Consider the following 21,338-nt stretch of genomic DNA (forward strand, 5'->3'; position numbering starts at 1 on the left):
TCAGCCGGCGAACCAGCGCACGGGCCGCGGCGCGAGGTTCTGGTAGATGTGCTTGGCCTCGCGGTACTCGGCGAGACCGGCCGGACCCAGCTCGCGCCCGATGCCCGACTTGCCGAAGCCGCCCCACTCGGCCTGTGGCAGATAGGGGTGGAAGTCGTTGATCCAGACGGTGCCGTGCCGCAGTCGCCCGGCGACGCGCCGCGCGCGCCCGGGGTCCGCCGTCCAGACGCCGCCGGCCAGTCCGTACTCGGTGTCGTTGGCGAGCGCGACGGCCTCGTCCTCCGTACGGAAGGTCTCGACGGTCAGTACGGGGCCGAAGACCTCCTCGCGCACGACCCGCATCTCGCGGTGGCACCGGTCGAGGACGGTCGGCTCGTAGAAGTACCCGGCGGCGGGCCGTAGTTCGGCGGGCTCGGGCCGCTTGCCGCCGGAGCGCAGTACGGCGCCCTCGGCGAGCGCGGACGCGACGTACTCCTCGGTCTTCGCCAACTGCCGCTCCGATACGAGCGGTCCGCACTCGACGCCCTCGCCGGTGCCCCGGCCGAGCCTTATCCTCTCGGCGCGGCGGGCGAGTTCGGCGACGAAGCGCTCACGCAGCGACTCCTCGACGATGAGCCGCGAACCGGCGGAGCAGACCTGGCCGCTGTGGATGAACGCGGCGTTCAGAGCCTGGTCGACGGCGGTGTCGAAGCCCTCGTCGGTGGCGCACGAATCTGCGAAGACGACGTTCGGGTTCTTGCCGCCCAGCTCCAGCGCGACCTTCTTCACGCCGGGCGCGGCGGCGGCCATCACCTTCGTACCGCTGGCCAGTCCGCCGGTGAACGACACGAGGTCCACGGCGGGATGCTCGGCCATCCGGGCGCCCACGGGGTCACCGGCGCCGGTCACGAGATTGGCGACGCCCGGCGGCAGACCGGCCTCGGTGAGCAGGTCGATCAGCGCGACGGTGCTGAGCGGGGTGATCTCGCTCGGCTTGACGACAAAGGTGTTGCCGGCGGCGAGCGCCGGGGCGATCTTCCAACTCGCCTGGAGAAGCGGATAGTTCCAGGGGGTGATGAGCGCGCAGACACCGACCGGTTCGTGCACGACGATGCTGTGGACGTCCGGGGACCCGGCGTCCACGACCCGGCCACCGCCGTCGTTCGTCACGAGATCGGCGAAGTAGGCGAAGGCGTCGGCGACGCAGTCGACGTCGACCCGGCCCTCCTCGACGGTCTTGCCCGCGTCCCGGCTCTCCAGCGCCCCGAGCGCTTCCCGGTCCCGGCGCAGCAGTTCGGCGACGCGCCGCAGCAACGCGGCCCGCCCGGCGACGGACGTACGCGGCCAGACCCCCGCACCGCCGTCGAAGGCCCGGCGCGCGGCGTCGACGGCGGCATCGACATCCTCGGCGCCGCCTTCGGACACCACCGCGAACGGCAGGGCGTCGGCGGGGTCGATGATGTCGCGTGTGGCGCCGGAGGCGGATTTACGCCACTCTCCGTCCACAAAGATGGTCTGTTGTGCCGACACGTCGCGTTTGGCCTTCCGTTCCCGATATCTACCACCACCAGCAACAACTGGCGATCTGGGCCCCTGCCCCGGGACGGGAGAAGCATGCGTGTTCGATGGCTGAAAGTGTTCAGGGTCACTCGACGCACCCCCTGCGCGGTGCCGGGCAGCACGACGGCCCCTCGCCTGGGGGAACGAGGGGCCGTCGAGTGGGGGGTGGGGGGTACGGCGGCCGGAGCCGCCACGGAGCCGCCACGGGGTCGGTCAGACGGGTCGGTCAGACGGGTCGGTCAGACGACGGACTTGGTGCCGTCGACCGCCGCGGAGCGCCCGAAGATGCTCACGGCCTGGTAGTACGTCCACGCCGTACCGTCGCACGAGACCTTCGTCGCGCCCGAGTAACCGGCGCAGACCCGCTTCAGGTCGGAGTAGAACGCGTTGTCCAGCCGCGACTTGTTGGCGTCGAAGGTGCCGGCCGCCTTGTAGTTGCGGTAGCCGAAGTCGTGGCGCGCGCAGGACGTCTGGAACGGGAAGCCGAAGGGGTTGTCCGGCGAGGACGAGCAGTAGTCCGTGGACCAGTCGAAGCCGTACGCGGACCACGAGCCCTGGTTGTTGCGCGCGGAGAGCCACGAGTTGTAGCTGGCGGCACTGGTCTGTGTCCAACTGCTCAGAACCTGCGGCTTGTCGGCCGGCGCGGCGGCGGCGGAGCCGGCCGACATCAGGATGGCGGGGATGACGAGGGCGAGAGCGGCGAGCGGCATGGCCAGTCGTCGGCGCATTTCGAAAACCTCCGGTGGGGAGACGGGTTGACGCTCCGCGTCCGGTGACACGGAGCTTCCCTCAGAGCGAGCTGCGCGGTCGCCGCACGGGTCTACGCGCGATGACCGACGCCGGAATGGTCCCCCGGAAGCGGCGTGATGTAACCATGTTCATGACGAAACAACTGGAGAACAGGGGCCCAACTCGCCGACATAAGACGCAACTTGCCGTTCGACGGGCGCGCGCTGTCGCGCCCATCGGCGCGAACGATCCGCGCGCACCCACCCACGCGGTACTAGAGGCCGCCCGGCCCCTCAGGCTTCGCGCCCCTTCTCACGCCTCGCTTCGCGGCCTTCTCCGCCTCCTTCTTCCTCTTCCAAGCGGCCCGCCTCGCCTCCTCCTTGTCCATCAGCCGCTTCATCTCCTTCATGTCCTCCTCCAGTTCGAGGGCAGCGTCCTCGCCGCCCTCGTCCTCGTCGTCGTCCAGCAGGCCCTGCTCGCGCAGTTGCTTCGAGTGCACCTCGATCGGCGGATCCGGGTCGAAGTCCGAGGGCCTGGGCCCCTCCGGTCCGTCGGGCCCGATCCGTACCAACTGCTCCACCCGCGCCACCCGGAACCGCCGCCCGGCCACCGCCACGCCCGGCCCGCGCTTCTCGTCCAGCCGGTCCGCCGCCCGCGCGTACTCCTCGACCTCCGCCTCGCTCAGCCTCTGCTGCATGGGCGTCATGACGCGGAAATGCGTCGCCAGCCGGTCCCGCGCGGCCTGCGGGCTCGGCGCCGCGCCGGAGTGCGGCTTCCACTGCCCGTCCTTGCCGCACTCGGCGATCGCGAACTCCGCCGGCAGCAGCACCCCGCCCGGATGCGTCTCGACGGCCCGCAGCGAGTCCCCGCGCACATCGGGCGGCGCGGTCCCGGCCTTGAGCACGAACTGCATCAGGTCGAACTTGAGCAGCCCCTCCGCCATCCCCGTCCCCGTGTACGGATCGATGACGAACCCCGTGAGCCGGCTGGGCAGTCCATGCGCCTCCCCCACCTCTCCCGGGTCCGGGTCCGACGGCCTCGGCGGCTCGGGCCCGTCCGGACCGAGCCGGATGAACTGCTCCACCCGCACCACGCGATAGCGCGTACCGAGCACCCTCAGCTCGTCCGCCGCGACCCAGTCGAGCTTCTCGTACGCCGCGCGGTACTTCTTGCGGTCCCCCGCACGCCCGGCCTCCTCCGCGCCCTTGGCCAGCCGGCGGAAGTGCGAGCCGAGGGAGTCGCGGACCGCCTGCGGTGTGTCCCCGGCGGGGGCCAGGATCTCCCAGCCGCCCCGCTCCGACTCCGTCGCGGCGACGAAGACCGGCAGCCCCATGCCCACGATGGTGGGATACCGCTCCCGCGCCCGCCACGCCTCCTCGTCGGCGAATGCCGCGATCGGACCCTCCTGCACCGTCATGCGGATGGTCCGGTACGCGGGCAACCCCTCTCCGTATGCGTTCATGCACTCAGTGTGCGCGAAGGCGCGCCGCCGGTGGAGCGGAACAGGAAATCAACACCCGTCAGGTGTACGGGGGTTGGCCCGCGATCCACGACAAAGCTCCCGGCGGCCGGGGCCGACTGCCGGGAGCTTGGTCGTACTACGTACCGAGGCCCTACTACAGAAGGCCGAGCTCGCGGACGGCGTCGCGCTCCTCGGTCAGCTCCTTCACCGAGGCGTCGATGCGCGCACGGGAGAAGTCGTTGATGTCCAGGCCCTGGACGATCTCGTACACGCCGTTCTTCGTGGTGACGGGGAAGGACGAGATGATGCCCTCCGGGACGCCGTACGAGCCGTCCGACGGGATACCCATGGAGGTCCAGTCGCCCTCGGGGGTGCCGTTGATCCACGTGTGGACGTGGTCGATGGCGGCGTTGGCGGCCGAGGCCGCCGAGGAGGCGCCGCGCGCCTCGATGATCGCCGCGCCGCGCTTGGCGACGGTCGGGATGAAGGTGTCGGCGAGCCACTGCTCGTCGTTGACGGTCTCGGCGGCGTTCTTGCCCGCGATCTCCGCGTGGAAGATGTCCGGGTACTGGGTGGCCGAGTGGTTGCCCCAGATCGTCAGCCGCTTGATGTCCGTGACCTGCGCGCCGGTCTTCGCGGCGAGCTGCGAGATCGCGCGGTTGTGGTCGAGCCGGGTCATCGCGGTGAAGCGCTCGGCCGGTACGTCCGGGGCCGCCGCCTGGGCGATGAGGGCGTTGGTGTTGGCCGGGTTGCCGACGACGAGGACCTTGATGTCGTCCGCGGCGTTGTCGTTGATGGCCTTGCCCTGCGGCTTGAAGATGCCACCGTTGGCGGAGAGCAGGTCGCCGCGCTCCATGCCCTTGGTACGGGGGCGGGCGCCGACGAGCAGCGCGACGTTGGCGCCGGAGAACGCGGCGTCCGCGTTGTCGGTGATCTCGATGCCGCGCAGCAGCGGGAAGGCGCAGTCGTCGAGCTCCATGGCGGTGCCCTCGGCGGCCTTCAGGCCCTGCGGGATCTCCAGCAGGCGCAGGCTGACCGGCACATCCGCGCCGAGCAGTTGACCGGAGGCGATGCGGAAGAGCAGCGCGTAGCCGATCTGGCCGGCTGCGCCGGTGACGGTGACATTCACGGGAGTGCGGGTCATGGCGGTCTCCGTTAGACAGCGGTGGAACGGCGGGCGGCAGGGGCCCTGCCCCTGGTGCGGGCCATCTCTCCGACGGCGGGTGGACCTTGTGTCTTGACGTGAAGAGACAACCGCCGGTCAGGCTATCCGACGGGGCGGGGGCGTCGCCTTGGCGGGGGGCGCCGGGAGGGTGTCGGCGTGCCACGACGTGCGTCACTCTGGCCGTCCCCTCGGCGACGTCCCACGACGTGCGTCGCCCACAGCGACCACGCACACGACCGCGTGGCCACGAACGCGGGCGCGCCGCAGCGCCCGTCGCGCACCGCCCTGTATTGGCCGCGCCCTGCGCAGGGCCGACGTCCTCTTCGCGATGCTGCGCCGCAGACCTAGACCATGGTCAGGAGATGATCCGTGGGGCTGTAGTCGATCTTCCAGTCGACATAGACCCCCACGGCACCGTCCTTCTGGCACCGCAGCCCAACGGTCACCCAGCGGACCGACCCGTCGCCGTCGAGCGAGAACGCGACTGCCGTCTCGAACTCATCGCTCCCGCACGGACAGCCGGCCTCGCCAGGATCCGCGTCCTCCCAGAACTCCTCGCTGTCCGCGATGAACGCGCGGTCGCCGCAACCAGCGCACACCCGCTCGGCTACGCCCTCGACATCGTCAACGAGCACGGAGAACACGCGCTCGCCACATCCGCCGCACACCGAAGGAACGACCTTCACCGGACGGCCGTCGTCAACGTTCCGCAGAAACAGCGCGAGCTCCGCAGAAACACCCTCACCAACCTGATCATCAGCATGCACAGACACATCGTTCCAGACACCCGAACCAGCACCCCCCGCCGGTCGCCGGGTGGCGCGGCGGCCTGGCCTTATCGCAACCGGGCGCACCCGGCGCCACGTTCCCGTACACCACGATCCGCGTCACGCCCGGCGGGCCGGTGCGGACGGAGCAGAGGTCCGCACCCAATCGTGGAGCCGCCACGGTCGTGGCCCGACTGCCACCCACCAACCGCCCGACGATCGCGGCGCTTACCGCAACCGGGCGCTCCCAGGCCACGTTCCTGCGCACCGCGACCTGGTCGCGCGCTGCGGGCCGCCCGGACCGTCCGGCCGGTGGAGCGGCCACGGGCCACCGTGGTGACGCGCGGCCACGGTGCCATCGGCCGACCCTGACGATCGCGGCGGCCATCGCAACCGGGCGCACCCGGCACCACGTTCCCGTACACCACGATCCGCGTCACGCCCGGCGGGCCGGTGCGGACGGAGCAGAGGTCCGCACCCAATCGTGGAGCCGCCACGGTCGTGGCCCGACTGCCACCCACCAACCCGACCATCGCGGCGCTTCCGCGTCGCCCCTCACCCGCCCGACGTCGTGCAGCCCTCCACGCCCGTCGTGAGCGTCGCGCACGCCTCCGCCTCGGTGGCCGTGGATACCGCGACCATCGGGGTGTACGCGTCCTTGTCCGCGTTGACCGTGCCCGTCTGGGGCTTGCCCTCACCCTGGTCGGCCGCGATCTCGACCGTGTCGCCCGGTGTCGCCTGGGTGATACGGGCCCAGGCCACCCCGCACGTCTCGCTGTAGCGGACCTCGACGACCGCCGTGCCGACCGTCGCGGTCGTCGCCGTCTCGGCGAACTCGCCGCCGCAGCCCATGAGTTCGGGGTCCTCGCCCGTACAGTCCTCGCCCGCGCACTTCACTCCGGCGGGCAGTTCGGACGCGCTGGCGGACGGTTTCGCCGGCGGGGACTCGGCGACCGCCTTCTTGTCGTCGCCGCCGCCACCGCCGAGGTCGGTCAGCAGGACGGCCCCGGCTATCACCAGCGCCGCGGCGACGAGGGCCGCCACGAACATCGCCGTACGGCGCCGACCACGCCCGCTCCCCTGACCGGGCGGTGCGGACGGTGCGGACGGTGCGGACGGTCCTGGCGGTCCGGGTCTTCCAGGTCCCCCGGGCGGGCCCACGGGGGCGCCGGTCGGGGGCCGGTTCGCGCCGGCGTGCTCGGGGCGTGGCCAGCCGTCCGGCGTCCCGACGACAGCCCCGCCCCCGGTCTCGCCCAGCGCGTCCCGCGCCTGGGAGATCCGGATCGCCTCCATCGTCATGTCATGACGCATCTCGGAACGGCTCCACGCCCGCTCCGACAGCTCCCACATCGTCGTGAGATGCAGCGGATTCGTGCCCGTCACCTCGGCGAGCGCCACGATCGCGCCCTTGGGCGCGAGCAGCCGGCCGTTCAGATACCGCTCCCACGACGTCTTGCTGTAGCCGGTGCGGTCCGCCACCGCGGCGATGCTCAGGCCGCTCTTGTCCACGAGCCTTCGCAACTGCGTGGCGAACTCCCTGACCTGTGGGTCGAGCTCCTCCGGTAGTGCCTTCCAACGAGGCATTACGTCCCCCTTCCCCCCGCACGCGTTCCTGACTGTGCTCCGCGTCGCCCGCGCCCCCACGCCGGCCGACGACTACCCCAAGGGATGCACGGAGCCAGGGCGTCAGTTCCAGAAATGGGAGTGCACCGGAGCATTCGGGACAGTCCCCGCGCCCCCTCGCGCGCCGTCCCCGAATCCGTCACCCAGTCTCGCATCCGCCGCCCGGCGATCACACCATGGCGGAATGGTCACTTCCATGCCACAGGCAACTGCCGGACCTTGAACCCGATTGGCGCGTCCATGACGCTGACCACATGCCGACGGCGCCCGTCCTGACCTCGGGGGAGGGGATGGGCGCCGTCTTCTTCATCTGCGGGGAGATTGCCGCGGCGACTACGGGACCGTGGAGTGAACCACATCCTCCAGAAACGGGATCTCCAGCCACGGCCTCGGCTGCGTCATCAGCGACAGCAGCACGATCGCGACACCGAGCAGGCCGTACGTCACCATGTCGGTGAAGCGCGACCGTACGGCGAGCATGCCGACCGACGGCAGGATCCGCCGCAGGATCGCGCCGGTGATCAACGCCACACCGACCAGTATCGTGCCGATACGGAACGACTGCTCGAACGGCGCCAGCCCGACGATCAGCAGCCCGAGACCGATCGCACCCACCACACTGAGCAGTGGCCACTGACGGGCGGGCGCGGGAGCGTCGCCCGGGGCGGCACGGCCGCCGCCCTCGGGGCGCGCGGTGTCCTGTGTGACGGTCGGAAAACGCCGCGAGGTGCCGGGCGTGGCCTGAGCGTCACCGTCCGGGCTCGCGCCCTCGTGGCCCGGGTCGGCGACGGCCTCCCCCACCACCGGCTCGTTCGCGGCGGGACCGCCCGCACCACCGGCACCGCCCGAACCAGTGGCACCGCCCGCACCGCCGCCACCGGGCTCGGCCGACGCGGCCGCGTCGGCGCCCGCACTCGTATCAGCACCCATGGGTGCCCCTTTCACGTTCCGCTCCCGCTTTCGCTTCCGCCTCCGGCGCGCTCCGCCGCCTCGACGACGTTGACCAGAAGCTGCGCGCGGGTCATCGGACCCACTCCGCCGGGGTTCGGCGAGATCCAGCCTGCCACTCCCGCGACATCCGGGTGGACGTCCCCCGCGATCTTGCCGTTCTCGTCGCGGCTGACACCGACGTCGAGGACGGCCGCGCCCGGCTTGACGTCCTCGGCCTTGATGATGTGGCGCACCCCGGCCGCCGACACGATGATGTCGGCCTGCCGCAGATGCGTGGAGAGATCACGGGTGCCGGTGTGGCACTGCGTCACGGTCGCGTTCTCGGACTTACGGGTGAGCAGCAGCGGGATCGAACGGCCCACGGTGATCCCGCGCCCGACGACCACGACATGCGCGCCCTTGATCTCGACACCGTGCGCGCGCAGCAACTGGATGATGCCGTACGGGGTGCACGGCAGCGGCCCCGTCTCGTTCAGTACCAGCCGGCCGAGGCTCATCGGGTGCAGCCCGTCGGCGTCCTTCTCGGCCTCGATCAGCTCCAGGACACGGTTGGTGTCGATGCCTTTGGGGAGCGGGAGTTGGACGATGTAGCCCGTGCAGTCGGGGTTCGCGTTCAGTTCGCGTACGACTGCCTCGATCTCCTCTTGAGAGGCCGTGTCGGGCAGCTCACGCTGGATGGAGGCGATACCGACCTCGGCACAGTCGCGGTGCTTGCCGTTGACGTACCAACGGCTGCCCGGGTCGTCCCCGACGAGCAGAGTCCCCAGGCCGGGCGTGATGCCCCGCGCCTTGAGGGCCGCCACGCGGGCGGTCAGGTCGGACTTGATCGCGGCTGCGGTGGCCTTGCCATCGAGAATTTGGGCGGTCATGCGTCCATCTTCGCGGATGACCCCACCGCTGTTCCAATCCAAGGTCATGTACGGGGTCACGTACTGGTCCGCGCGGACCCGCCACAGCCCCGCGCGGTAAAGATCACCGACGCGCCGTCAGGTTGCACTTGCACAACACCTGGGAATTCCGACTGGACAAAAAGTCCGCGTGAACCGCACGATGAGCGGCGCAGTAAGCGGTCGGTGTTGGGGGGCAAACCGCTCGGTTTTATGACGTTCCTCCCTCGGATCCGCGATGTCCCCGCGTTACCAACGGAGGAATCCCGCCATGAGCTTTGGCGACCCGAACAACCCTTACGGACAGCAGGGGCAGCAGCAGCCCCAGGGCCAGCCGGGCTACGGCTACCCGCAGCAGGGCCAGCCCCAGCAGCCGCCGGCCAACTACGGCTACCCGCAGGCCCCTCCGGTCCAGCCGGGCTACGGCGGCTACCCCGGTGGCCCCATGGGTGTCCCGCAGTCCATGCCCGGACTGATGACCGCGGCCCGCGTCCTCATGTACATCATGGCCGGGTTCCAGATCATCGCGGCGATCATCTTCGCCATCGCCCTCGCCGCCGTCTCGGACGTGGCCGACTCCGACGAGGGTGACCTCGTCGCCGGTATCGGTTTCATCGGGGTCGTCATCCTGCTGATCATCGCCGGTGTGTCGATCTTCCTCGCCGTGAAGTTCTCCAACGGCGGCACGGCGATCCGCGTCTGCACCATCGTGTACGCGTCGCTGATCATCCTGGGCTCGCTCGCCAACTTCACCTCCGGTCAGGCGACCGGCGCGGTCGGCGGCGTCATCAGCCTCGCCATCGGCGGCATCATCCTCGCCTCGATGGTGAACTCGCAGGCGTCCGCCTGGTTCAACCGCCCGCGTTACTGACCCGCACCGCACCGCACCGCACCGCGCTCGCGCCACGCGCGAGTGGCCGCGCATCTGCCGGAAGGCCGTAACACCCCTCGACGCGAAGGGTGTTACGGCCTTCCGGCGTCTACCGCCCCGAAACCCTTCGGCGGATGGTGGCGGATGGTCGCCAATGCACTGACTCGGCCTCCGGGGCTTCCTATCCTGACAAGGATTCCATCGGGGGAAGGATCAATGTGAGCAGCACATGCGGCAACGGCGGCAACGCCAGAGGCGCGACGTACAGCGTCATCGTCGTGCCGGACGACGCTTCGGGTCCCGACGACCAGATGAGGCTCGCTCCGGGCGAGATACTGCGGTTCGGCCGTGGCACCCCTGCGGACTTTCCCGGCCGCCCCGCCGAGTTCCTGACCATCCCTCATCACGGGGTGTCCCGCAGGGCGGGCGAGATCACCGCCGCCGGGTCGTACTGGACACTGAGCAATCTCAGCCGTACGTCGACGTATGTCGTGGAGAATCCGGAAGGCGCCGGCGAGCACATCAAGATCGCGCCGGGCCGGATCGAGGCGCCCATCCCGTTCGAGTTCTCCAGGGTCGTCCTGCCCGCCGCAGAGGACCTGTTGAGCTTCGACGTCTGGGCGCCGCGCCACGAGTACGCGGAGGAGGCCGCCGCCGACCACGGCGGTGAGCCGACCGCGCACGCGTTCCCGCTCGACCGCACCAAGCGCTACTTCCTCGTCCTCGCCGCGCTCTGCGAGGCACGGCTGCGCGGCGCGCCGCACGCCCCACCGCCCACCGCCGACCAGGTCGTGGACCGGCTGCGCCCGGTCTGGCCGGCGGCGAGCCGCACGGCCGTCCAGTGGAACATCGACTATCTCGCGGTCAAGTTCCGCATGAAGCAGCCGCCGGAGTCGGCGGACTGCGGGCCACGGCTGAACGGCAAGAAGGAGTCACTGGTCTCGCTCGCGCTGCGGTTCGATCTCGTACGGGAGGCGGAGCTGGCCGTGCTGGAGGCGGGGACGGCGGCGGGCGCGGCGGGCATGGTCGCCTGCGTGACATCGGCGCGGGCGGGGGCGCCATGAGGCGGGAGCTGTTGGCCGTCCGCGTCCCGTACGGCTTCCGTGTCGGTGCCTGGGAGGTGCGGGAGCCGATCGGGTCGGGCGCCTTCGGCAGTGTGTACGCGGCCCGGCGCACGACGGACGACGCGCTGCCCTCCCACGCCGCGCTCAAGTTCCTGCCCACCGGCACCTGTACGCCGCGCCAGTTGCGCCATCTCCAGGACCTCACGCACCGCGAGCTGGAGACGTACCGCAAGTTGAAGCGCCCACGGCTGATCCGGATGTACGAGGCCCTGACGGTCTCGGCCCCCGAATCGCCCGAATCTCCCGAACTCGACGGCGCCACCGTGCTCGTCCTGGAGCGGGCCGAGGGCTCCCTCGACACCCTGCTCGCCCGCAGCCCGCGCCCCGCCGCCGGGCCCGCCCTCCTCACCCAGATCTGCGAGGGGCTGCACCAGCTCCACCACGCGGGATGGATCCACGGCGACATCAAGCCCGGCAACGTACTGCTGATGGCGGACGGCACCGCCCGCCTCGGCGACTTCAACCTCGCGGCGGAGCTGGAGGGCACGCACGCCTACTCCCCCATGTTCGCCACCTCCGACTACACCCCGCCCGAGCTGCTGTGGTCGGAGATCAGCGAGCGCGGCCGGCAGACCCGCCCCAGCACGGACATCTGGGCCTTCGGCGTCCTCGCCCATCTCGTCCTGACGGGCACGATGCCGCTGCTGGGCGGCACCCGCACCGCGCGCAAGGAGACGCTCCTGCGCTACGCGCGCGGCGAGGAGGAGTTACGGCTCTCGCCCGAACTGACCGGCCCCTGGCGGGAGATCGTCACGGACTGTCTGGCGCGCACCCACGACGAGCGCGCTCCGCACGACGCGGCCTCCCTGCTCCGCCGCGCGGAGCGCGCCTCGGGCAGCTCCCGCGCCCCACGGCTGCCCCGGCTGCGCCCGCGGCGCCCCGGACTCCGTCGCAACATCGCGGCGGCGGGGACGGTCGGAGCGGCCGTGCTCGCCGCGACGGCCTATCTGACGCTGCGCGAGACACCGGACGGGTACGGGTACGAGCGCTGCCCGGCCGGCTCCGTCTGCTTTTTCAGCGAGCCCAACGGCAATGGCGAACTGTGCAGTTGGAAGGCGGACGACAAGAACTGGCTGACGGGCCGGGAGACTTGCGCGTGGACCCGTGACCGCCCGGTCAGATCGGTCTTCAACAACGACCAGGAGTCGAAGAAGCGGCACGACGTCGCGTACTACCGGGGCGCCGACTGGGTCCCCACGGGGATCGACCTGACGCGGCCCACCCGGCGGACGGGATGTACGTCGGTCAACACGCAGGGCAATCTCAAGGGCACTTACGCGCCGCTCTCCCACCGTTGGGTCGAACACTGCTGAGCCGTCCGGTCCGAGTGTCGCACCCACCGGGTGCCGCAGGCACCCTGAGACATCTGAGGTACCTCTCCCGAGCCTCCGGCGGAACGATGAAGTCGTGCCGTCAAGGGGCGGCGCGACGGGGAAGCACCACCGGACTGAGTGGTGCGGGAGGAGCAATCATGCGCAAGATCCGTACGGCGGTGGCGGGACTCACGATCGGCGCCGCGCTCGCCTTCACCGGCCTGGCCGGGACCGCGCAGGCCGGTCCCACGGCCGACCAGGGTGTCCGGGCCACGTTCGAGAACCGCAGCATCGATCTGGCCGGCGGGTGGCAGGGCGCTGAGGCGTGCGCGGTCTTCGCGCAGGACGACATCCGCTGCTACGGCACCACGGAAGCGGCCGACCGGGCGTCGGGCTACGACCGCGCGGCCGACCCGCTGGCGGCGCGTGCCGACGAGCGCGGAGCGCGGGCGATCCCGGCGTGCGCGAACGGCTGGGTGTGCCTGTATGAGCACACGAACGGTGGCGGCAGGCGCCTCATCTTCAACGATGAGTACTGGCACAACCTGGACAACCACGGCTTCAACGACCAGACCTCGTCCTGGCGCAACAACCAGAGCGGCGGCGACAGCGCGTCGCTGGCCCAGCACACGGACGCGTCGGGGACCCGGGTGACGCTGTCGGCCAATTCCTACGCCTCGTCCCTCGGCTCCTTCGACAACAAGGCGAGCGCCGTCCACGGCTGACGGACGCGGCCCGAACGGTGGCCGCCCCCGGCGCGACGGGGGCGGCCATCTCCGTGGCTCAGTGATCCCGGTGATCCCGGTGATCTCAGTGACCTCGGTGGTCTATCAGTGGAAGAAGTGCCGCGTCCCGGTGAAGTACATCGTCGCGCCCGCCTTCTTCGCCGCCTCGATCGTCAGCTCGTCACGTACCGAACCACCCGGCTGCACCACGGCCTTGACGCCCGCCTCGAGCAGGATCTCCAGACCGTCGGGGAAGGGGAAGAACGCGTCGGAGGCCGCGTACGCCCCCTGGGCCCGCTCCTCGCCCGCGCGCTCCACGGCCAGCTTCGCCGAGTCCACGCGGTTGACCTGGCCCATGCCGACGCCGACGCTCGCACCGTCCTTGGCGAGCAGGATCGCGTTGGACTTGACCGCACGGGATGCCTTCCACGCGAAGGCCAGCTCGCGCAGCTCGGCGTCCGACAGGGCGTCACCGGTCGCGAGCGTCCAGGTCGACGGGTCGTCGCCGACCGCCTGGAGCCGGTCGGCGACCTGGAGCAGCGCGCCGCCGTCGATGGGCTTCACCTCGACAGGGGCCGAAGGACCGCCGTCGCAGCGCAGCACGCGGATGTTCTTCTTGCGGGACAGCACCTCGACGGCGCCGTCCTCGTACCCGGGCGCGACGATGACCTCGGTGAAGATCTCGGCGACCTGCTCGGCCATCGCGACGGAGACCGGCCGGTTGACGGCGATCACCCCGCCGAACGCGGACAGCGGGTCACACGCGTGGGCCTTGCGGTGCGCCTCGGCGACGTCGTCGGCGATCGCGATACCGCACGGGTTGGCGTGCTTGATGATCGCGACGCACGGCTCGGAGTGGTCGTATGCGGCACGGCGCGCGGCGTCGGTGTCCGTGTAGTTGTTGTAGCTCATCTCCTTGCCGTGCAACTGCTCCGCGTCGGCGAGCCCGCCACCCTGGTCGCCGGTGTAGAGCGCGGCGGCCTGGTGCGGATTCTCCCCGTAGCGCAGGACGTTCTTGCGCTCGTACGTCGCGCCCAGGAAGTCCGGGAGTCCCGAATCGTCGGCGGCGGCGTAGTCGGCCGCGAACCAGGACGCCACGGCCACGTCGTACGCGGCGGTGTGCTGGAACGCCTCGGCGGCGAGCCGCTTGCGGGTCGTCAGGTCGAATCCGCCGTCCTGTACCGCCGCGAGGACGTCCCCGTACCTCGCGGGGCTGGTGACGATGGCGACGGACGGGTGGTTCTTCGCGGCGGCGCGGACCATGGACGGGCCGCCGATGTCGATCTGCTCGACGCACTCGTCGGGGGTGGCGCCGGACTCGACGGTCTCGCGGAAGGGATAGAGGTTGGAGACGACCAGCTCGAAGGGCTCGATGCCGAGTTCGGCCAACTGCTCGCGGTGCGCGGCGAGACGCTGGTCGGCGAGGATGCCGGCGTGCACACGCGGGTGCAGCGTCTTGACGCGGCCGTCAAGGGTCTCGGGGAAGCCGGTCAGCTCCTCGACCTTGGTGACGGGCACACCGGCGGCGGCGATCCGCCCGGCGGTGGAACCGGTCGAGACGAGCGTGACGCCGGCCGCGTGCAGCCCACGGGCCAGCTCCTCCAGACCCGTCTTGTCGTAGACGCTGACCAGCGCGCGGCGGACGGGCCGCTTCGTACCTTCGCCGGCCGCTGCGGCGGTCTGTGCGACGGCTTGTCCGGCGGTCTCTTCGACGCTCACTGGATTGTTACCTTTCGTCCCTCAATGCGGTAGCCGTGCCGGGCGATCCGCCCCACGACATCGACGAGCAGCCGTCGCTCGACGTCCTTGATGCGCTCATGGAGAGCGACGCCACCGTCCGCGTGATCCTCGTCCCGCACCTCGACCACGCCTTGCGCGATGACCGGGCCGGTGTCGACGCCGTCGTCGACGAAGTGGACGGTGCAACCGGTGACCTTCGCCCCGTACGAGAGCGCGTCACGCACCCCGTGGGCACCGGGAAAACTGGGCAGCAGGGCGGGGTGGGTGTTGATGAAGCGTCCGCCGAAGCGTGCGAGGAACCGCTTCCCGACGATCTTCATGAAGCCGGCCGACACGACGAGATCGGGCTCGTACGCGGCGGTGGCCTCGGTGAGGGCGGCATCCCACTCGTCACGCGTCGCGTGGTCCTTGAGCCGGCAGACGAAGGTGGGCACCCCGGCGCGCTCGGCACGTTCCAGACCAGCGATGGCGCCCCGGTCGGCGCCGACAGCGACGATGCGCGCCCCGTACGCCTCCGGGTCGGCGTCGATGGCGTCGAGCAGGGCTTGGAGGTTCGTACCGGAGCCCGAGACGAGCACCACGAGACGGGCCGGGGACCCGAATTCGACCGGGGAGCCCGGTTCCGTGCGGTCGGCCGGGTCGTCGGGGGCGGGCGGGGACGGCGGGGAGGCCACGGCGGAGCGCCTTTCTGGAAGCGAGCACAGCCTCGCGGGTCGTACGGGTCGGACGGCGTTGTGTGGTCGTACGAACGACTCGTGTCTCCCGTATCGGGGAACTCTACGAAGGAGCCGACCGTCAGCAACGATACCGGCACACCGAACGGCCCCCGGGGGACGGGGGCGCGCCCGGGAGGTAGCGTCTGGGGACACGGACCTGTCTCCCGGATGGGCCATACGACACAAGACCCCTTGCGCCAAGGGTCTGAGGGGAAGACGTTCACCAGATGCCGGACCGACGACACCGCACGGCACTCCATGTTCCGCAGCCCACCGGGCCGGTGCTTCTGCTGCGGGAACGCCAGTCCTCGTCCACCGGATCCTCCGGGCCGGAGGACCCGGGTTCTTCGGGGTCGGGAGGATCTTCGGGGTCGTCCGGGTCCTCGGAGGCCTCCGGATCCTCAGGGTCTTCCGGGTCCTCGGGGTCCTCGGGGTCCTCGGGGTCCTCGGGGTCCTCCGACGACAATCCGTTCGCGCCGCCGCCGGAGGACAGGCCCGACCAGCCGTGGCAGCCGCGCCACCCCGAGAACGGGGGCGGGACGCCGGACGACCAGTCGTCGGGCGGTGACCGTTCGTCCTGGGGCAGCCAGTGGAGCAGCCGACAGCCCGGCCGTTCGTCGGGCGGCGGTTTCGGCGGCAGGCCCGGCGGCCAGAGCGGACCGGGCGCGGGGCAGAACGGCCCCGGTGGCCGCCAGAACGGTTCGGACGGCCGGCCCGGCAAGACCGGCCTGCGCTGGGACCCGACCGACCCGTTCCAGCGCCGCGCGCGGTACGCGCTGCTCGGCGGTATGTGGGCCTTCTTCTTCGCCCTCTTCGACTTCCCGGAGATCGCGCTGCTCCTCGGCGCGCTCGCCCTCTACTGGGGCATCAGCTCGCTGCGGGCCAAGGCGCCGATCGCGCGCCCGTCGGTCGACGGCCCAACTGCGGGCGGCGGTGCGGACGCGCGTACGGGCTCCGGTACGGGCTCCGGTACGGGCTCCGGTACGACGCCTTCTGCTTCCACGCCGGCCACCACAGGGGCCCCGCCGGCACCGGGCGCTCCGGGCGCCGCGGCCCAGGGCACGACGGCGCACAAGCCGCAGACGACCGTCGCGGTGAGCGGGATCGTGGCGGCGTCCATCGCGCTGCTGGTCGTGGCGGCGACGTTCACGGTGCAGCTCGTCTACCGCGACTACTACACCTGTGTGAACGACGCGCTGACGAAGACGGGCCAACTGGCCTGCAACGACAAACTTCCCGACTCGCTGGTGCCGATCTTCGGCGTCCAGAAGTAGCCGAGCAGCACGCGGCACACACGACGGCGGCCCCACCCTTCCTGGTTTCGGGAGGGATGGGGCCGCCGCTCGTTCGAGTGGTGTCGGTCAATCCGCCGTTTTCGGTTCGGGGTCGGGTTCGGGGTCAGGCGTGGCCTCGGGTTCCGGTGTCGGCGGCGCGGGGCTGGGGGAAGAGGTCGGGCCGGGGCCGGGGTTCGGCGGGAATGCGGTCATCAGACCGCCGGACGCCTGCCGGATCGCCGCCCAGCGCGCCTCCTGCGCGTCCCGGTCGTGCCACGCGTCCATGGGCAGGAAGTCGTACGGCTCGTGCGTCGGGTCGGCGCCGTCCAGCGTGGGCGGAGGGTCTGCCACGCCCACGGGCGTACGGTCCCCGTCCCCGTTCTCGTTCTCGTTCTCCACCGACGGCCCGTCGTCGACGGCCTTCTCCGGCGACGTCTTTCCCCGCCGCCACGGCACGCGTCGCCACCAGGCGGGCTTCGCCACGGTCGCATCCATCGCTACATCCGGCACCTCTGCCACCTCCGCCGCCTCTCCCATCAGGTCCGGCTCGTCCAGCTCGTCCGCCACGTCCGCCACGTCCGTCGCGCGCCGTTGCCGCAGCCGCCAGGCCCGTACCGACAGCGCCGCCGGTACGCCGACACCCACCGTCCAGGCCAGCGCGGCGGCCCCGGTCAGCCACCACACCGGCCCGAACTCGGCCAGCCGCCCCGTCCCCATCGGCCCGCCCGCGACGGCGGCCAGCGCCGCCATCAGCACCGCGCACCCGGCCCCCGCGAGCGCCGCCGCGAGCGCGGTGTCGCGTGCGCTCCACGCCTCGTCCCGCTCGGCGTAGGGCGGGGCGGCGACTCGTACCGTGAACCAGGCGATCACCAGCCCCGCCACCACCGGCACGACCCCCGCCGCCCAGGTCACGGCCATGCCGGGCCCCTCGGCCGGAGCGGCCGCCAGCAGCGGGAAGGGCGGCAGCGCGGGGCTGCCGGTGACGGCGAGCGGGGTGACCGTCGCCGACGTACCGAGCGCGAAGCCGGGGCCGAGTGCGTACGCCGCGCCCCAGACCGCCGCGTTCGGAAGCAGGGCGAGGGCGAGCAGCAGTACGGCGATCCGGCCCGACCAGGCGGAGGCCAGTTGCAGGAAGGATTCCTGTGCGGCGTCGGCGTGCCACAGCAGCGAGCAGGCGACGAGGAGGACGCCACCGCCCAGCAGCACCACCGTCCCGGCGGTCGCCGACCGCATCACGACGACGGCCCGCCGGCGCTTCCCGGCAGCCACCGCCCCGGTTTCCGCCACCGCCGTGTCCGACCGGCCGACGCCGGGCAGCCGGGTGAGCAGCGGGGCGAGCGGCCGACCGCTCCCCACCCACACCCCGGCGGCGGCCGACAGCACGGGCACGAGGGGCAGTTCGAGCGCCGTGGCGAGGGTGTCCGTGGAGAGCGCGCCGCCTCGCGCGTAGAGCACGACAGCGCCGCCGACCAGCAGATATCCGCCCGCGACCGTGAACAGCGCGCCGAGCGCCGTGAGCTGGGGGCGGCCCTCGTCCGCCTCCAGCGCGTCGCGCGCGGACCGGTAGATCAGCCACACCGGCAGCGCCACGACCAGCAGCGGTACGACTCCGACTGGCGCGGGGACGCCGGACAGCGTGTCGGGCCGTACGAGCTCCGCCCCGTGGGCGAGCAGCCACAGCGCCGCCGCGATGTGCAGGGCGCCGCCGGCACCGCTGTCGGGGTACGGGGAGCTGATCCATGCCGCGATGACCAGTACGGCGAGGGCGCCGAGGCCGAGGCCCGCCGCGAGCCCTCCCCGGAGGAACGCGGCGGTCAGCGCGGCGGCCCGGCCCCGCTCGGTGGCCGAGGCCGAGGACAACGTGGTGCCGCGCTCGCTCACTTGGGTCACGGCGCCATGGTCCCAACGACACGCGCTTAAACCGCGTAACAGGCGTATAGCCGTTGTGTCGCTCAATATACGTTTATGTACTTTTTCGGCCGGTGCAGTGCCGCGAGGAGTTCGCCATGACGCAGAGCACCACTCGCACCTCCTCGGTGCCCACGCTTCCCTCCCCCAAGGAGCGGCGCAGGCTGCGTGAGGCCATGGCGGTGACCGAGAAACAGTTGGCGGCCGAGGTCGGGGTCACACGCAGGACGGTCAGATCCTGGGAGACGGGGCGTACGACGCCCCTGGGGCGCAAGCGTGAGGCGTACGCGCGGCTGCTGGCCGCGTACGCGGCGGAGCTTGACGAGAAGAAGCGCGCGAAGGGGAAGCGGCGGTCGAACGACTCCGCGAGCACCCCGGCGACGGAGCCGCCCCCGGTTCCGGCGGAGACACCGCCCCCGCCCCAGGCCCCAGCGCCGGAGCCGACACCCGCACCGGCCCAGGCCCAGGCGCCCGCACCCGAGCCCGAGCCCCCGGCCGACGAAGCCCCCGCCGAGCCCCCGCCCTCACCCTCCCGCAAGAAGCCGCTCAACCGCCGCCCCGTCCGCCCGGTCAAGGCCGACAGCCGGTCCCAGCAGAACGCCCAGCGCCGCAAGGAGAAGGCCGAGGCCCTGGCCGGGGCTGCGGCAGCCGAGGCCGCCAGGCTCACACCTGCCCAGGCCTTCGACGAGTTGTACGCGTACGCCGCCCCCGCCCTCGTACGCCAGACGTATCTGCTCACCGGACGGCGCACGCTCGCGCAGGAGTCCGTCGAGCGTGCCTTCCATCTGGCCTGGCACCGATGGCCCGAGGTCGCCGTCGACCGCGACCCCGCGGGCTGGGTGCGGGGGGCGGCGTACGACTACGCGACATCGCCCTGGCACCGGTTCCGGCGCGCCCACCGGCACCCGGACCCGGTCACCGGCGGACGGGACGGCCGTGACGGCCGCGACGGTCACGCGCTGCGCAAGGCGCTGCTCGAACTGCCGCCGATGTACCGGCGCACGCTGCTCCTCTACGACGGTCTGGGGCTCGGCCTGCCCGAGACGGCCGCCGAGTCCGAGGCCACCACGTCGGCCACCGCCAACCGGCTGCTGCACGCGCGCGAGGCGGTCGCCGAGCAGTTGCCCGATCTGGGCGACGCGGCGGTCCTGCACGAGCGGATGCGGGAGTTGGCGGAGACGGTGACCGCGCCGCCGATCGCGAACGCGTCCGCCGTACGGCTGGGGAGCGAGCGCCGCGCCAAGTTCTGGACGCGGGTGGCCATCGCCGTCACCGTGCTGATCGTGGGGGCGACGGCCTTCACGGTGGTCACGGCGCCGACGCGGTACGAGCCGGTGCCCGCGCCCGGCCAGCGGGTCGGCGGCGTCCCGGCGCCGATGGGACCGCAGAAGCTCAGCAAGCAGGACCTGAAGCTGCGCGCCAAGCTCCGCGCCGTACCGATGAACGGTCCGGAGCGGCTGGTGCCCCGGATCCCCTGACCCGGATCCCCTGACCCGGGACCGAGATCGCGGTATCCGGCAACGCGCACGCGCGTGGGCCCGCACCACCTGAAAGGTGCGGGCCCACGCGCGTTGTGCGGCAGTACAACTGCCGTACTCCCTAAGACCGTACCGCCAAGGGTCGGCCCGCGTCAGCCCGGCGTCAGCCGGCGAGAATGGCGCGCGCGAGACCGGCCGTCTCGGTCGGCGTCTTGCCGACCTTCACGCCCGCGGCCTCAAGGGCCTCCTTCTTGGCCGCCGCGGTGCCCGACGAGCCGGAGACGATGGCGCCCGCGTGGCCCATGGTCTTGCCCTCGGGCGCCGTGAAGCCCGCGACATAGCCGACGACCGGCTTGGTCACGTTCTTCGCGATGAAGTCGGCCGCGCGCTCCTCGGCGTCGCCGCCGATCTCGCCGATCATCACGATGAGGTCGGTGTCGGGGTCGGCCTCGAACGCCTCGAGGGCGTCGATGTGCGTCGTGCCGATGACCGGGTCGCCGCCGATGCCGATGGCGGACGAGAAGCCGATGTCGCGCAGCTCGTACATCATCTGGTAGGTCAGCGTGCCGGACTTGGACACGAGACCGATGCGGCCGGGCTTGGTGATGTCGCCCGGGATGATGCCGGCGTTGGACTGGCCGGGCGTGATGAGACCGGGGCAGTTGGGGCCGATGATCCGGGTCTTGTTGCCCTTGCTCGACGCGTACGCCCAGAAGGCGGCGGAGTCGTGCACCGCGATGCCCTCGGTGATGACGACGGCGAGAGAGATCTCGGCGTCGATGGCCTCGACCACTGCGGCCTTGGCGTGCGCCGGGGGCACGAAGAGGACGGAGACGTCGGCGCCGGTCTTCTCGATCGCTTCCTTGACGGAGCCGAAGACCGGGACATCGGTGCCGTCGAAGTCGACGGACGTGCCGGCCTTGCGCGGGTTGACTCCGCCGACGATGTTGGTGCCGTCAGCGAGCATGAGCCTGGTGTGCTTCATGCCGGTGGCACCGGTCATCCCCTGGACGATGACCTTGCTTTCCTTGGTCAGGAAAATAGCCATGGTGTTGGTGACCTTTAC

18 protein-coding genes are annotated in these 21,338 nt (G+C 71.5%); 6 read left to right on the plus strand and 12 right to left on the minus strand.

Annotated elements, in window-relative coordinates:
* From OG329_RS14705 to OG329_RS14740, 8 genes are all read right to left on the minus strand, one after another.
* On the minus strand, positions 1–1,509 hold the full coding sequence (locus OG329_RS14705; RefSeq protein WP_405795516.1) for an aldehyde dehydrogenase family protein: 1,509 nt from the start codon (positions 1,507–1,509) through the stop codon (positions 1–3).
* A 269-nt stretch (positions 1,510–1,778) separates the two neighbouring features.
* Positions 1,779–2,267: a phospholipase gene (locus OG329_RS14710; protein ID WP_405795518.1), complete on the minus strand. Its 489-nt coding sequence runs from the start codon at positions 2,265–2,267 to the stop codon at positions 1,779–1,781.
* A 275-nt stretch (positions 2,268–2,542) separates the two neighbouring features.
* Entirely contained in the window at positions 2,543–3,730 is a 1,188-nt protein-coding gene (locus OG329_RS14715) for a DUF5954 family protein (RefSeq protein ID WP_405795520.1), read from the minus strand.
* Between the two features lie 154 nt (positions 3,731–3,884).
* Positions 3,885–4,874, minus strand: a complete 990-nt coding sequence (locus OG329_RS14720; RefSeq protein ID WP_405795521.1) for a malate dehydrogenase — start codon at positions 4,872–4,874, stop codon at positions 3,885–3,887.
* 365 nt (positions 4,875–5,239) lie between these two features.
* Positions 5,240–5,662 carry a hypothetical protein gene (locus OG329_RS14725; protein WP_405795522.1) on the minus strand — a complete coding sequence of 141 codons (423 nt, stop codon included), beginning with the start codon at positions 5,660–5,662 and terminating at the stop codon, positions 5,240–5,242.
* A 555-nt stretch (positions 5,663–6,217) separates the two neighbouring features.
* Positions 6,218–7,246 (minus strand): XRE family transcriptional regulator, encoded by a 1,029-nt coding sequence (locus tag OG329_RS14730; RefSeq protein ID WP_405795523.1) that lies wholly within the window; start codon positions 7,244–7,246, stop codon positions 6,218–6,220.
* A gap of 372 nt (positions 7,247–7,618) precedes the next feature.
* The gene (locus OG329_RS14735; RefSeq protein WP_405795524.1) at positions 7,619–8,215 is read right to left on the minus strand and encodes a DUF3017 domain-containing protein; all 597 of its coding nucleotides are present in this window, start codon (positions 8,213–8,215) and stop codon (positions 7,619–7,621) included.
* A gap of 11 nt (positions 8,216–8,226) precedes the next feature.
* The gene (locus OG329_RS14740) at positions 8,227–9,105 is read right to left on the minus strand and encodes a bifunctional methylenetetrahydrofolate dehydrogenase/methenyltetrahydrofolate cyclohydrolase (protein WP_405795525.1); all 879 of its coding nucleotides are present in this window, start codon (positions 9,103–9,105) and stop codon (positions 8,227–8,229) included.
* A 289-nt stretch (positions 9,106–9,394) separates the two neighbouring features.
* On the opposite strand from OG329_RS14740, the gene OG329_RS14745 reads away from it, so the two are divergent.
* The 4 genes from OG329_RS14745 to OG329_RS14760 all read left to right on the plus strand — a co-directional run bounded on the left by OG329_RS14745 (position 9,395) and on the right by OG329_RS14760 (position 13,156).
* The gene (locus OG329_RS14745) at positions 9,395–9,994 is read left to right on the plus strand and encodes a hypothetical protein (protein WP_405795526.1); all 600 of its coding nucleotides are present in this window, start codon (positions 9,395–9,397) and stop codon (positions 9,992–9,994) included.
* Between the two features lie 311 nt (positions 9,995–10,305).
* Complete coding sequence (locus tag OG329_RS14750) at positions 10,306–11,058, plus strand: FHA domain-containing protein (protein WP_405801842.1); 753 nt, start codon at positions 10,306–10,308, stop codon at positions 11,056–11,058.
* The gene (locus tag OG329_RS14755) at positions 11,055–12,431 is read left to right on the plus strand and encodes a protein kinase domain-containing protein (protein ID WP_405795528.1); all 1,377 of its coding nucleotides are present in this window, start codon (positions 11,055–11,057) and stop codon (positions 12,429–12,431) included. Before OG329_RS14750 ends, OG329_RS14755 begins: the two co-directional genes overlap by 4 nt.
* A gap of 158 nt (positions 12,432–12,589) precedes the next feature.
* The gene (locus tag OG329_RS14760; protein ID WP_405795529.1) at positions 12,590–13,156 is read left to right on the plus strand and encodes a peptidase inhibitor family I36 protein; all 567 of its coding nucleotides are present in this window, start codon (positions 12,590–12,592) and stop codon (positions 13,154–13,156) included.
* 105 nt (positions 13,157–13,261) lie between these two features.
* Here the strand turns inward: OG329_RS14760 and purH are convergent, their stop codons facing one another.
* Positions 13,262–14,875 carry a bifunctional phosphoribosylaminoimidazolecarboxamide formyltransferase/IMP cyclohydrolase gene (gene purH / locus OG329_RS14765; RefSeq protein ID WP_405795530.1) on the minus strand — a complete coding sequence of 538 codons (1,614 nt, stop codon included), beginning with the start codon at positions 14,873–14,875 and terminating at the stop codon, positions 13,262–13,264.
* Positions 14,872–15,477 (minus strand): phosphoribosylglycinamide formyltransferase, encoded by a 606-nt coding sequence (purN, locus tag OG329_RS14770; RefSeq protein WP_405801843.1) that lies wholly within the window; start codon positions 15,475–15,477, stop codon positions 14,872–14,874. Before purN ends, purH begins: the two co-directional genes overlap by 4 nt.
* A gap of 362 nt (positions 15,478–15,839) precedes the next feature.
* Here purN and OG329_RS14775 point away from each other — a divergent pair, with 362 nt between their 5' ends.
* Entirely contained in the window at positions 15,840–16,886 is a 1,047-nt protein-coding gene (locus tag OG329_RS14775) for a hypothetical protein (RefSeq protein ID WP_405795532.1), read from the plus strand.
* Between the two features lie 87 nt (positions 16,887–16,973).
* On the opposite strand, the gene OG329_RS14780 is transcribed toward OG329_RS14775, so the two are convergent.
* Entirely contained in the window at positions 16,974–18,776 is a 1,803-nt protein-coding gene (locus tag OG329_RS14780) for a DUF6350 family protein (RefSeq protein WP_405795533.1), read from the minus strand.
* A 116-nt stretch (positions 18,777–18,892) separates the two neighbouring features.
* On the opposite strand from OG329_RS14780, the gene OG329_RS14785 reads away from it, so the two are divergent.
* A complete protein-coding gene (locus OG329_RS14785) occupies positions 18,893–20,272 on the plus strand; it encodes a helix-turn-helix domain-containing protein (protein ID WP_405795534.1) in 1,380 nt (459 codons plus the stop codon).
* A gap of 163 nt (positions 20,273–20,435) precedes the next feature.
* Here OG329_RS14785 and sucD read toward each other — a convergent pair whose 3' ends face one another.
* The gene (gene sucD, locus OG329_RS14790) at positions 20,436–21,320 is read right to left on the minus strand and encodes a succinate--CoA ligase subunit alpha (protein ID WP_405795536.1); all 885 of its coding nucleotides are present in this window, start codon (positions 21,318–21,320) and stop codon (positions 20,436–20,438) included.
* Positions 21,321–21,338 lie beyond the last annotated feature (18 nt).

This window comes from Streptomyces sp. NBC_01506, assembly GCF_045040295.1.
Taxonomy (GTDB): domain Bacteria; phylum Actinomycetota; class Actinomycetes; order Streptomycetales; family Streptomycetaceae; genus Streptomyces.